12 protein-coding genes are annotated in these 12,491 nt (G+C 36.6%); 11 read left to right on the top strand and 1 reads right to left on the bottom strand.

Going from position 1 to position 12,491, the window contains the following annotated elements:
- Window positions 1-3 precede the first annotated feature (3 nt).
- From APF76_06245 to APF76_06230, 4 genes are all read left to right on the top strand, one after another.
- A complete protein-coding gene (locus tag APF76_06245; protein ID KUO50061.1) occupies window positions 4-474 on the top strand; it encodes a hypothetical protein in 471 nt (156 codons plus the stop codon).
- Window positions 475-480: 6 nt separating this feature from the next.
- Window positions 481-2,724 carry a xanthine dehydrogenase gene (locus APF76_06240; GenBank protein KUO50060.1) on the top strand — a complete coding sequence of 748 codons (2,244 nt, stop codon included), beginning with the start codon at window positions 481-483 and terminating at the stop codon, window positions 2,722-2,724.
- Between the two features lie 185 nt (window positions 2,725-2,909).
- Window positions 2,910-3,113, top strand: coding sequence for a hypothetical protein (locus APF76_06235; protein ID KUO50059.1), 204 nt, complete (start codon window positions 2,910-2,912; stop codon window positions 3,111-3,113).
- A 109-nt stretch (window positions 3,114-3,222) separates the two neighbouring features.
- On the top strand, window positions 3,223-4,371 hold the full coding sequence (locus APF76_06230) for a hypothetical protein (GenBank protein ID KUO50058.1): 1,149 nt from the start codon (window positions 3,223-3,225) through the stop codon (window positions 4,369-4,371).
- Window positions 4,372-4,376: 5 nt separating this feature from the next.
- Here the strand turns inward: APF76_06230 and APF76_06225 are convergent, their stop codons facing one another.
- Window positions 4,377-4,763 (bottom strand): hypothetical protein, encoded by a 387-nt coding sequence (locus tag APF76_06225; protein KUO50057.1) that lies wholly within the window; start codon window positions 4,761-4,763, stop codon window positions 4,377-4,379.
- A 263-nt stretch (window positions 4,764-5,026) separates the two neighbouring features.
- Between APF76_06225 and APF76_06220 the strand changes: the two genes are divergently transcribed.
- The 7 genes from APF76_06220 to APF76_06190 all read left to right on the top strand — a co-directional run bounded on the left by APF76_06220 (window position 5,027) and on the right by APF76_06190 (window position 12,488).
- Complete coding sequence (locus tag APF76_06220) at window positions 5,027-5,842, top strand: hypothetical protein (GenBank protein ID KUO50056.1); 816 nt, start codon at window positions 5,027-5,029, stop codon at window positions 5,840-5,842.
- Window positions 5,839-6,765: a cysteine synthase gene (locus APF76_06215; GenBank protein ID KUO50055.1), complete on the top strand. Its 927-nt coding sequence runs from the start codon at window positions 5,839-5,841 to the stop codon at window positions 6,763-6,765. The genes APF76_06220 and APF76_06215 overlap by 4 nt, the downstream gene beginning before the upstream one ends.
- A gap of 234 nt (window positions 6,766-6,999) precedes the next feature.
- Window positions 7,000-8,049, top strand: coding sequence for a dimethylamine methyltransferase (locus APF76_06210; GenBank protein KUO50054.1), 1,050 nt, complete (start codon window positions 7,000-7,002; stop codon window positions 8,047-8,049).
- 54 nt (window positions 8,050-8,103) lie between these two features.
- On the top strand, window positions 8,104-8,394 hold the full coding sequence (locus APF76_06205) for a dimethylamine methyltransferase (GenBank protein ID KUO50053.1): 291 nt from the start codon (window positions 8,104-8,106) through the stop codon (window positions 8,392-8,394).
- A gap of 107 nt (window positions 8,395-8,501) precedes the next feature.
- Window positions 8,502-9,143, top strand: coding sequence for a dimethylamine corrinoid protein 3 (locus APF76_06200; protein ID KUO50052.1), 642 nt, complete (start codon window positions 8,502-8,504; stop codon window positions 9,141-9,143).
- A gap of 629 nt (window positions 9,144-9,772) precedes the next feature.
- Window positions 9,773-10,852 carry a hypothetical protein gene (locus APF76_06195; GenBank protein ID KUO50051.1) on the top strand — a complete coding sequence of 360 codons (1,080 nt, stop codon included), beginning with the start codon at window positions 9,773-9,775 and terminating at the stop codon, window positions 10,850-10,852.
- Window positions 10,853-10,859: 7 nt separating this feature from the next.
- Window positions 10,860-12,488 (top strand): hypothetical protein, encoded by a 1,629-nt coding sequence (locus tag APF76_06190; GenBank protein ID KUO50050.1) that lies wholly within the window; start codon window positions 10,860-10,862, stop codon window positions 12,486-12,488.
- Window positions 12,489-12,491: the final 3 nt, after the last annotated feature.

The raw sequence follows: 12,491 nt of genomic DNA, 5'->3' as shown, positions 1-12,491 counted from the left end.
AACATGCAGGATGTTAGTTTAAGCATTAACGGCGAAACTTACAATATAACTGTTGATAAGGAGTGGACATTATTATATGTACTTAGAGAAATTCTTCATCTTACTGGTAGCAAAGTGGGCTGTGGTACTGGAGATTGTGGAGCTTGCAAAGTGCTACTTGATGGCAAACCTGTAAACTCTTGCATGATACCAGCTGGTAAGGCGGTAGATAAAAAGATTATAACTATAGAAGGCCTGGCTAATGGTAGTAAATTGGATCCCATACAAGAGGCTTTTATAGAAGTAGGTGCTGTTCAATGCGGATATTGTACCCCAGGAATGATTATTTCCGCTAAAGCACTACTAAATGAAAATTTATATCCTACTAAAGATGATATTGTTGAAGCACTTGACAATAATCTTTGCCGTTGTACGGGCTATATTAAAATAATTGAAGCAATAGAATTAGCTGCTATTAAATTGAGAGAGAGGTGAATACCAGTGAGTGGCAAGGAATTTAAGTATATTGGAAAAGATTACTCCATCAGAGATGGGGCTGGAAAAGTTGCTGGTCAACTTAAATATACTGCAGATTTAAAAATGCCACGTATGTTACACGCTAAGATTGTTTTTAGCGAAGTGGCCCATGCTAAAGTTAAACATATCGATGTTTCCAAGGCTATGGCACTTCCTGGTGTAAGGGCAGTAGCTACTTACCTTAATTCCCCTGGTATCTCATATAATAGTGCTATGCGTTATGTTGGTCACATTCTGCCAGAAGAGGAATATATTTTCGATAAGACAGTTCGGTTTATTGGAGATAGAGTAGCGGCAATTGCTGCGGAAGATCTAGAAACAGCTAAAAAAGCTGCAAGTATGATTAAAGTGGAATATGAAGAACTACCTACTGTGTTTGATCCGGAAGAGGCAATAAAAGATGACTCCCCAGAAATACATCGCGGTGGTAATATCATCTCTGAAATTAAAGTTGAAACTGGAGACATTGAAATAGGCTTTTCTCAAGCAGATTCTATCTTTGAAGATCGATATTTCGTGCCGGCAGTTCATCATGGAGCCATTGAAAACCATGTAGTTATAGCGGATTATGATTATAATGGAAAGTTAACTGTTTGGGCTTCTACTCAGAATGTGTTTGCTTATAGATTAATTCTTTCTAAGGTTTTAGAACTACCATTAAATAAAGTAAGAGTAATCAAACCTGCTATCGGCGGTGCATTTGGTGGCAAGTTAGAAATGACGATAGAGCCTGTAGCAGCCCTTTTGGCTAAAATGACAGGCAGACCTGTAAAATTAGAGTTAAATAGAAGAGAGAGTATAGTTTCCACTAGGACTAGACATGCGGCAGTAATTTACTTAAGAACTGGAGTAAAGAAAAATGGGGTAATTACTGCCACGGATGTAAAAGTAGTCGCAAACGCTGGGGCTTATGCAACTGGATCATCACATGTAGTAGGAACCATGAGCCATGATATATTTCGAATATATAAAAATCAAAACTGCCGTTTCTATGGCGTGCCAGTATATACTAATAGCCCAACTGCAGGGGCAATGCGAGGTTTCGGGGCTCCTCAAGTCTTTTTTGCTCAACAAGCCCAAATAAATAAAATTGCTAGAGCTTTGAACTTAGATATAATTGAGCTACAGTCCAATAATCTAGTAGAACCAAATGGTGATGATATTTATGGTAAGCCTCTTGGTAATCCTAGACCAATTGATTGTCTTGTAGTGGGAAAGGATATTTTCGGTTGGACAAAAAGGAAGCTATTGCAAAATAATGAAAGATACAAAAGGGGTATAGGCATGGCTGTTGGTTGCCATGGAAATAGCTGTTTTGGTGTGCATCGGGACGCCACCGCTTTAATTTTGAAACTCAATGAAGATGGGACAGCTATTTTATATACTGGAACCCATGATATGGGAAATGGCTCCATAACAGTCCAAACCCTTATTATTAGTGAAGTGTTGGGTATAAAACCCGAACACATTGAGTGTATTGAGGCAGATACTGAAACGACACCGTGGAATTTAGGGGACTATGCCAGTCGAGGAACATTTGTATCTGGAAATGCTGCAAAAAAAGTTGCAGAAAAAATGAAGAATAGGATTTTAGATGAGGCTTCTGAAATAACCGGGATCAAAAAAGACGAGTTAGAGTTAGGAGATGGATATATATATCCTAGAGATGAGCCCAACAAAAAGCTTAGCTTAAGCCAAGTGATAAACCACGTTCATCAGGTTAAACAAGAGGAAATCATTGTATGTGATACTTTCGTGTCCCCTGCTGGGCCCTCGTCTTATGGTGCTCACTTTGCAGAAGTTGAAGTAGATACAGAAACAGGGAAAGTCAAAGTCTTAAAATACTTAGCAGTTCATGATGTGGGGAAGGCGATTAACCCCATGGCAACAGTAAGTCAAATACAAGGGGGAATCCAAATGGGAATTGGATATGCCCTTACTGAAATATTGGAATTAGATGTTAGAGGAAAAACATTGAATAACTCTTTTAGAAACTACTCAATCATTAAAGCTAAGGAGATGCCTGAGATTCAGGTTGTACTAATTGAAGAAAAAGAATCCCCTGGCCCGTATGGAGCTAAAGGTATTGGGGAATGTGCAACAGTTCCATCTGCACCAGCTGTTGTAAATGCTGTTAGTAATGCCCTGGGTCTTGACTTTTATAACTTGCCAGTTAATCCAAAAAAAGTATTAACAACCATATTGTAGTACCTTCACATATTCTACTTTGGTATCATTAATTTTTTAATGAAACTTTCTAGTAAATGTACGTTTTCATAGAATTTTTTATTTAGACTTAAACTGCAGGTTAAATCTGGAGCCTAAAAAAGGTTGCTAGATTTTATAATATGTGATGTAATTATGTAGAAATAAAATTGTATTGGGAGGTTGTCATGAGCAAAAATGCTGAAGAGATCTACATAGCTGATAATAAACTAATCTGTCCGGTATGTAAGCATGATAAGTTTTGGCATAGAAACACTTTAATGAATACAGCAGGAGCTACTTTTTTTGGATTTGATTGGGCAAATAAGGAAGCAGATAATTATATCTGTGACAATTGCGACTATGTTTATTGGTTTCATAGCAAAAAATAATAAATGTGAAGCTTTGCAAGATATATACAGTACAAGTCTAGTTGCAATAGGCTTGTTTTTTTTGGACTAACAAATCAATTTCTATCATAGATTATCTTAGGGTGATATTATGAAGGATATTGTGCTAAAAAAGTCCTTAAAGATTTGGATAGGTGTGTTGGTTATTGGGTTATTTTTAATAAGCTCTAATTTAGCTTACTTTAAATTTATGTATAACCCATTAGTAAAAGTAGAAATTTCCTATGCATGGCCAGAGTATAAAGGTAAGTTAATAATTGAAGATAAAAATGAGCTGAATGACTTTTTAAAGATTTATAAAAGAGCAGAAAAGATTCAAGGACAAACGCGTGAAGAAGATGTTTATTACAAAGTGAGCTTGGACTTTAAAAATAGCAATTACCAATTGTTACTTAACAAGGAATTAGATGTCTATAATCCATTAGAAAAAGAATATGAATATTCTCCTCAATTGCAAACCTTTTTTGCTAGCAAAGCAAATGAACTGGATAGTGCATTTTTTGGGGAAATTGTTCCATGGCAAGATATAACGCACAAAATTCCAAAAGGCAAGGTTATAGAACTTCGAGATATAGAAGCTGGGGTTAGATTTAATATTAAAAGATATGGTGGTTTAACCCATGCAGATATTGAACCGTTAGATCTAGAGGATACAGAAGTATTGAAAAGCATTTATGGTAATTGGAATTGGAAAAGAAGGGCAGTAGTGGCTACTATTGATGGAAAACAATATGCAGCTTCTATAAATGGAATGCCCCATGGTGGAGGAAAAATATGGGACAATGAGTTTAAGGGGCATTTTTGTCTTCATTTTTTGGGAAGTAAGACACACGGTGGTGGAAAGGTGGACCCTGCTCATCAGTTAATGATTCATAAAGCCGGAGGGAAACTTCCTGAATTATTGGATTATGCCGATCCAAATAGTCTCGCTGAATACATATTAGCCGCATTAGTAACCGAAGATATATTGCCAATTAGATATATTGCTTTAGAAAATTTAGACCAAGAGCAATGGCAAAACTTGAAAAATTCAATAAGATACATTAGTATAAATAAGGTAGCAACAGGGGAGCAAAGTAATGATAAAAGTACAGTTGTAGTTGTGGATGCTACAGTTTATTTTGAGAATACATCAGTGTATATTAGAAGAGATTTTCAACTAGAATTTGTATTGGATGAGATAAGAAACAGTTGGAGACTAAAGCCTAATATTTTATCCGATTTTTATATGCAATCATAAAAATCTCACATGCTCTTATTTAGATACTCTGCATCAAAAGAATTATTGCCTGCATGGACTGATAGTAGGGTATCAGCATAGCCTACCAGTCGGTTTACCAATTCTTCTGCAATTGCGTAGACCAAAGGAAGTAGTTCAGGACTATATAAATCAGGATCATTAAAAATAACAGTAGTATTAATAAAAACGTCCTTATTTCCATATAAGTTGTAGTGTATAATAGCTTTCCCAGCGGCACCTTGTGCCCGAGGGTCACTAAAGTTAGGCAAGAAAAAGTACCACTCCTCGGCAGATGCTGATCGGAAATTCTTTGTAAAGTACATGCCTTTTAATTCATCAGAAATTTTACCTTCCATTTCTGGAGTAACTAATTTTGATAGCTTTTTTTTCAAATAAAACATCTCCATTTAAAGCTGGACTTCAGCCTATTAATTTTTATCTTTTCTTTCCTAGTCTTTAGCATACCATACTAGAGTTAAGTTTGGCTCCGAAGGTTTGGTTATTAATAAATAGTATTATGCTATTTATTAAAATATATATAGTAAACTTCACAAACAAACCATAATTTAATGATAAAATAGAGATATTATAAAAGAGGTCAAATAGGCTTCTTTTCTTGTGTATACAATAATATTATTTGCTAAGGAGTGAAGCTGTGTTACCAAAAGTTAGAAAAGCAAAAGATGAAATTAAAAAATACAAAAAGGTAATAATCGCTTTTTCAGGGGGAGTGGATAGTTTATACCTGCTAAAGCTTGCTGTTGATACCTTGGGTAAGGACAATGTCCTAGCTGTGACTGCTACATCACCACTTTCCACAGTTGGTGAGGCGGAAAATGCAAAGGAGTTAAGCAGTAGCCTTGGAGTAGAACATATAATTGTAGAATTAGATGAATTATCTGTACCTGAAATATGTAGTAATCCAGTAGATAGATGCTACCATTGTAAAAGATTTCGCTATGAGCAGTTAGTGAAGCTAATGAATCAAAGAGGATATGAGGTTATTCTGGATGGGTCAAATTTTTCTGATTTAGGTGATTACCGTCCGGGAATGCGGGCATGCAAAGAATTGGGTATTGTGAGTCCTTTAAAAATCGCGGAATTAACAAAGGATGAAATAAGAAAGGGGCTTAAGGAGGCAGGAATATCTCAATGGAATACTCCATCTCGAGCATGTTTAGCATCTCGGATACCTTATGGGGACAAACTTACCCAAGAAAAATTACATAAAATTGATAGAGCAGAACAGTTTCTAATGTCATTGGGTTTTGAAAATTTGCGTGTCAGGCTTCATGGAGATATAGCTCGTATTGAATTGCCGAAAGAAGATTTATACCTAGTGTTCGAAAAAAAATTAACGGAGATAATTTTAGACAGGTTTAAGGATTATGGTTTCAAATTTGTCACCCTAGATATTGAGGGTTTGCGAAGTGGAAGTTTAAATCCGGATAAAGAGGTGGTTAAGAAATGAAGGTAGCAAGTTCAATAACAGATTTTATAGGTAAGACACCCCTATTGAGAATCAATAAAATGAATAGTGCTGGTGTTGCCCAAGTTCTAGCAAAATTAGAAGCTTTTAATCCAGGTGGTAGTGTCAAAGATCGAATAGCCCTAAGTATGATAGAAACTGCAGAGAAAGAGGGTGCTCTCTCTAAGGGCTTCGTGATTATTGAACCAACAAGTGGAAACACAGGAGTTGGGTTAGCCATGGTTGCAGCTGCAAAGGGCTATAAATTACTACTTACTATGCCAGATACCATGAGCATTGAAAGAAGAAAGTTGATGGTTGCCCTTGGAGCTGAAATTGTATTAACTCCTGGTGCTGAGGGAATGAAGGGAGCAATAAAAAAGGCAGAGGAATTAGTCTCACAGACAGAAAAAAGCTTTATGCCACAACAGTTTATTAACAAAGCTAACCCCCAAGTACATAGGGAAACCACAGCCATGGAAATCTGGGAAGACACAGAAGGCAAGGTAGATATTTTTGTAGCAGGGGTAGGTACAGGAGGTTCCATTTCTGGAGTCGGTGAGATTTTAAAGTCTAAAAAAGAATCAGTCAAGATTATTGCAGTTGAACCATATGACTCCCCGGTATTATCTGGAGGAAAGCCAGGGCCTCATAAAATTCAGGGAATAGGTGCTGGATTTATTCCTGAAGTGTTAAATATGGATATACTGGATGAAATAATTAAAGTAAAAACAGAAGAAGCTTTTGAAACGGCTCAAAGATTAGCTAATGAGGAAGGCGTTTTAACTGGAATTTCATCAGGTGCAAATCTATATGCAGCCCTACAGATTGCCAAAAGAGATGAAAATAGAGATAAGATAATAGTGGTTATCCTCCCAGATACTGGAGAAAGGTATCTTTCAACTCCCATGTTTGATGTAGATTGAAATAGTTAACAAGCTACCTTTATACAGAGTGTATAAAGGTAGCTTGTCTTTTTCTTATACTTTGCATATGTAAAAGTTAGTTAGAAAATAGTACCATATAAGTGGGAGTATAGGAAAACTCTTGTTATTCTCTGCAATTTTAGATATCATTAAAGAGATTGTATAGGAGTTTCTATTTAGTCTTTTTGGTGTACAAGTATTTAATACAATTTCAACTTAAGGAGGGAGAAGCATATGGGTAAATACTTTACCCGAATGGGTGATGGTTCAGGGATTTATTTAACTGCAGATGACATCCGCTGTGACCTTGAAGAAGGTACAAAAGATGCTGCTGATCGTGGTAAAATACCTGAATTGACTCAAGAGGAATTAGATCATTTATTTGAAATTATTACCATGCCCGGTAATGTTGTAGGTGTGGAAAGGGGTAGTGAAGTTGTTACAACATCAGACTCAGGTGGCTGCAAAATTTCCTACCATGCAAATATTGCTATTGATCGATCAACTGCTGTTTTAATACATGAAAAGGTTTTGGGAGCCGATTCTCTTGACATTGGACATATTGACTATAGTTATAAGGCAGTTAAATCAGTCATGCATAATGAAGCTGCAGTCATGGAGCTTGCTCAATTAAATAGCGTAATGCCTGTTTTATATGGGTCAATGCCAAATCTGGGATTATATACTAAACCAGACGGACCTGTTGATAACTGGGCAGAGCTATTACCAGAAGGCAAAATTTCTGAGGCAAGGGCAGCACAGGAAGAAGCGGTGGAACATGCAGTAAGAGACATGGTATATATAGCCGGTGGAATGTATGAAGCCGGTGCTGATGGAATGAACTTTGATACATGTGGTGCTTCAGGTGATGCAGATGTTTTAGCCGCATTAAAAGCAATTGAAATAATAAAACAAAAGTATCCTGATTTGGGTATAGAAATGGGAATGGCTGGAGAGTTTAACTTGGGTATGCATGGCCAACTAGAGTATGATGGTGTGCGTTTGGCTGGGCTCTACCCTCATAAACAAGTTAAATTAGCAGAAAAAGCAGGAGCAAATATTTTTGGTCTTGTGGTTAATACAAACAGTAATATGAGTTTCCCATGGAATATTGCACGTACGGTTACATTTGTAAAGGCCTGCACAGAAGTTGCAAATATTCCTGTACATGTGAACGTTGGTATGGGTGTTGGAGCGATCCCCATGACTGAGGTTCCTCCGGTAGATGCGGTTTCCAGGGCAGATAAAGCTATTGTGGAGATTGGTAAGGCTGATGGGTTGTAGATAGGCGTAGGCGATCCCTTCGGCTTAGAGGCTACTCATGAAGTTGCTGTTGGTATGGGCGGAATTCGTACTGCCGGAGATCTGGTATTACGGATGCAACTATCCAAGAGCATGAAAATAAATGAGGCTAAAAAGTACGTTGCAGAAAAACTAGGTGTTGATCCTATTGAACTTAGCGACTGTTATACTATGCAGGAGATAAGAGAAGACCTTGATATTGGTCGCACTATTCCTGTAACTGGTATTGCTAGAGGAATGGAAGCAAAAATGCGTATTGCAAAAGCTTTGGATATTAAAATTAATTCAGTAGAGCGCTTTATGGCAAAGTCTGGACTATCAAGGTAAGGGGATACACCTCTAAATAGAGCTATACTATGTGAGGAATGTCCCCAACGTGGTGCGTTTAAGTCCAGAAGCCTATAGACTTATAGAAATTGTAAGGGGGAGAATGTGTGAGTAAAGAATTAATTCTTAATCAGGCAAGAGAGGCTATCTTGAAATGCGATCCCAAGAAAGCAGTTGAGGTTGCAAGACAAGCATTAGCTGAAGGATTGGATCCCGTAGAAGTACTAAGTGAGGGTTTTAGTGATGGCATTAGGCAAGTAGGTGATCTTTTTGGTAGAGGTGAATTATTCCTACCGGAGTTGATTTCTGCTTCTCAGGTTATGAAGGAAGCCTCTGTTGTCTTAGAGGAAGCTATTGAAGCAAAGGCAAGAAAAAATAAGGGTAAAATGCTCATTGCTACTGTTGAAGGGGATGTACATGATATTGGTAAAGGCATAGTGGTTTCCCTAGTTAAAGCACAGGGTATTGAAGTTATTGACTTAGGTCGCGAAATACCTGTCAGCACAATTATTGAAAAAGCAGTAGAGCATGATGTTAATATTATTGGTACAAGTGCCCTTCTTACTACAACAATGCCAGAACAGAAGAAATTAGAGGGAGTTCTTAAAAAAGAAGGACTTAAAGATAGATTTAAAACAATGGTCGGTGGAGCACCGTGCACGCAACGCTGGGCAGATAGAATAGGTGCCAATGCATATGCTGAAGATGCAGCGGAAGCGGTTACAAAAGCTTTAGCACTATTAGGTTAATAATATATGTTTGTAATGGACTGTTCCAAAGGGGCAGTCTTTTTTATACTAACAGAAAGAAGTATAAGTTCAAACAAGGTAAATAGTATTCACAAAGACTAAGGCTTCAGCTTGCGTCTAAGGACTTGGCGCACTATAGCACTGGTATTTCTACGCATTGCGAAAGACACAATGCTAGAACTACTGGCGGCTTTGCACTGGTATTTCTACGCATTGCGAAAGACACAATGCTAGAACTACTGGCGTAAGCTAAGTTTTGTTTTATCCGATGACTATCACCGCTAAGACTCCCATCTTCTATAAGGGGGAGATAAGCGGTGCTATGTCCCTGGATAACGGTTTCTAACCTTCAGATGGAGTAAAAACTCGGGTTACCCATTAACAGGTGACCCCGTTTCAGTAACTGTAAAGCCTGAAGGTGGTTGTCTAGTATAAATTTATTTGACAATTTTAGATGAATTATTATCTTCTTTTTGGTATTTGCTTGCAGCTTTTCTTGTGAGATTGGCCCATTTATACATATTGTATAAATGGACCAATCTTTTTTTCTGCTAATCTGCATATGTCAAATCTATAGGTCAACAAGTATGATAGTAGTAAGAGGAATGACCGAAAGGTGTTGTCTGGTTATGTTTTTAGATGCCATTACAAAAAAAGGTTATCAGTCAATATCTTTTATTGGTATGGCCAAAAATGTGGGAAAAACAACAGCTTTTAATTATTTGCTTAAAGAATGCTTTCAGAATGACTACCCTATTGGCATAGCTTCACTAGGGAGAGATGGTGAGAAGAAGGATTTAATTTTTGCTTGTGACAAGCCAAGAATTTGGATAGAAAGAGGAACCATAGCTGCAGTAGCTATGGAAACAATAATTCAAAATAATTTTCCTTTGGAAATATTAGAGGATACTGGTTATTCTAGCTCACTTGGACAAATATATATTACCAAAGCAAAAGGATCCGGTTATGTGGAAATTGCTACTACACCATCATCCCGGAAAATGAGGCACATCATCAAGTTAATGAAAGCATATGGTGCTAGACTAATAATAGTTGATGGCGCTTTAGATAGGGTTAGTTCTTCAGCACCAGAGGTTACTGATTGCACTATTTTGGCTACTGGTGCTTCACTTCACCCAAGTATGGAGCAAGTAATTCGCAGAACTACTGCTAGGGTTCAACAGCTCACCCTTCCAACCATAAAGCACAATATGAGTTTTTTAAATATAAATGAAGTAATAGAAAGCTCCCAATCACCTTTAATAATTGGTCAGGAAGGTTTAGTTGTAACTATGGGTAAAGAATCTCTAAGCTATGAAAAACAACTGTTTAGTTTTTTAAATAAACAAAAGATTAATTATGTTTATATTAATGGAGCAGTTGTTGATGGATTACTAAAATTCTTTATCTCTAATAAGTGGTCGCTTCAAAATACTACCTTAATTATAAAGAATGGATCTAACATTTTAGTTGATCATCTAACATGGGAAAAGTACTTGAAGTACCATGGGAATATTAGTGTAACTAAACCTATTAATTTAATAGCGCTTACATGTAATTCTACTTCTCATAAAGGAGATACTTTTCCTCCGGAGGAATTTGCTAAGAGACTTTCCGAGAGCATAGGAGACACAACTGTAGTAGATGTTGCTATGAACATAAAGGAAAGGGTTAAAGTTCAGAACAATCTGAAGCTAGGGTGTATTTAATGTCTAAATGGAGGGATTTACTCTGGCATATTATATAAGAGATACTAAAGAGAACCTGAGAAAAAATGATATTTTGAATTTATTTGCAACAGCAACTCCCTATGGAGATAAGATTAAAGAAAATTTAGCGCCATATCCTGCTGATAAAGAAGAGTTGCTAAAGCAGGAATTTGAAGAATTAAAAGCTGCTATTACTTATCTTAAGGAGGTGCCAAAGTCAAGGTTTGAAGAAATAAAGGATAGTTTAATGCAGATAGTTTCTGTGGATTTAGTAATTGAATACTTAGAAGGTAAAGCAATATTAAATTCCCCAATGTTATTTAACTTAAATAAATTTTTGTTCATAGCAAAAAGAGTTGCAGACTTAATGGAAAATACAAGTTGGTTTTCTAATACTCAAATAAGGTGGCAGTTTAACGAAAAACTTTATAAGCTATTAAAGATTAAAGCTAGCTATAGCTTTTACATAGGGAGCTACGGAGATGAAGCATATGAGCAATTCATATTTAATCTGCGCAAATTGGAAGTTGAGTTAAGTAATCTAATTAAAAATGAAGAGAACAGACTTCTTAAATACTATGCATTAGAAGGTAGAGTGTTTATAGATGGAGCTCTTTTAGTAAATAAAAATAGTGAGGAATTAGTAAGCGAGCTTGCTGGTAGTGATGCTTTTATTGTTACAAAAGAAACCTTTACAGCCGTTACCTTTTCGAGGAAAGAGATTAAACAAGAAATTCTTCTTAAAGAGAAAATAGATGAGTTAAAGAGTGTACTTCAAGCAAAGGAAAACCAATTATATGAGAACCTGTCTGATGAAATTAGAGAACATAGTAGCTATATTAGAGAACTTACTGAGAAAGTGGGAAAGTTTGACTGGTTACTGGCCAAGGCAGTTTATGCTGTTAACCATAGTGCCACTATCCCAGTAATAAATTCCCATGAATATATTTTTAAAGTTCATGACGGAGTTCACCCCATAATCAAAAAAGAGTTGCAGGGGTTAGGAAAAGAGTTTAGTCCTCTTACCATTAAATTGGAATCAGGAGTTGCTGTTCTAACTGGGGCCAATATGGGAGGAAAAACAATTACCCTTAAGACCGTAGGTGCTTTATTGATAATGGCTCAAATGGGGTTACCCGTTACAGCAAGATATTTTGAGTTTAAACCAGCAGATTTTATTTATACTTCACTAAACGAAGAAAAGGATTTAGTAGGATTAAGCAGCTTTGGAGCAGAGGTTCAATCCTTAAATGAAGTTATAGAGTTAAAGAATATGTGGGGTCTAATTCTTTTAGATGAAATTGCAAATGGTACTAATCCTGAAGAAGGAATTGCTTTAGCTAAAGCAATATTAAATACACTTATGAAAGGGAAATGTAGTGTATTAGTAACAACTCATTTTGATGGGCTATCAAGCGAAAAAGGTGTTGTACATTGGCAGGTAAAAGGTTTAAGAAAGCTAAAGGACATTGTAAGTATTGGCGATATTTACGCAAATTTTGATTATGGTTTAGAAAAGGTAACCGCTAAGGATACTGTTCCGAAAGATGCTCTAAAGGTGGCTTATTTAATGGGAATGAACAAAGAGGTTTTACTGCTGGCAGAGAAATATCTTGTAACAAATGGAGAGGAGTAGTTT

The organism is Desulfitibacter sp. BRH_c19 (assembly GCA_001515945.1).
GTDB lineage: Bacteria > Bacillota > DSM-16504 > Desulfitibacterales > Desulfitibacteraceae > Desulfitibacter.
This window is presented reverse-complemented; position numbering and strand designations above follow the sequence as displayed.

What these genes read in the sequence shown, in the direction of transcription:
- APF76_06215 (KUO50055.1), top strand. Translation starts at nt 5,839, where the DNA reads ATGAAGGTAGCAAGTTCAATAACAGATTTTATAGGTAAGACACCCCTA.
- APF76_06235 (KUO50059.1), top strand. Translation starts at nt 2,910, where the DNA reads ATGAGCAAAAATGCTGAAGAGATCTACATAGCTGATAATAAACTAATC.
- APF76_06245 (KUO50061.1), top strand. Translation starts at nt 4, where the DNA reads ATGCAGGATGTTAGTTTAAGCATTAACGGCGAAACTTACAATATAACT.
- APF76_06190 (KUO50050.1), top strand. Translation starts at nt 10,860, where the DNA reads ATGGAGGGATTTACTCTGGCATATTATATAAGAGATACTAAAGAGAAC.
- APF76_06195 (KUO50051.1), top strand. Translation starts at nt 9,773, where the DNA reads ATGTTTTTAGATGCCATTACAAAAAAAGGTTATCAGTCAATATCTTTT.
- APF76_06205 (KUO50053.1), top strand. Translation starts at nt 8,104, where the DNA reads ATGGGCGGAATTCGTACTGCCGGAGATCTGGTATTACGGATGCAACTA.
- APF76_06210 (KUO50054.1), top strand. Translation starts at nt 7,000, where the DNA reads ATGGGTAAATACTTTACCCGAATGGGTGATGGTTCAGGGATTTATTTA.
- APF76_06230 (KUO50058.1), top strand. Translation starts at nt 3,223, where the DNA reads ATGAAGGATATTGTGCTAAAAAAGTCCTTAAAGATTTGGATAGGTGTG.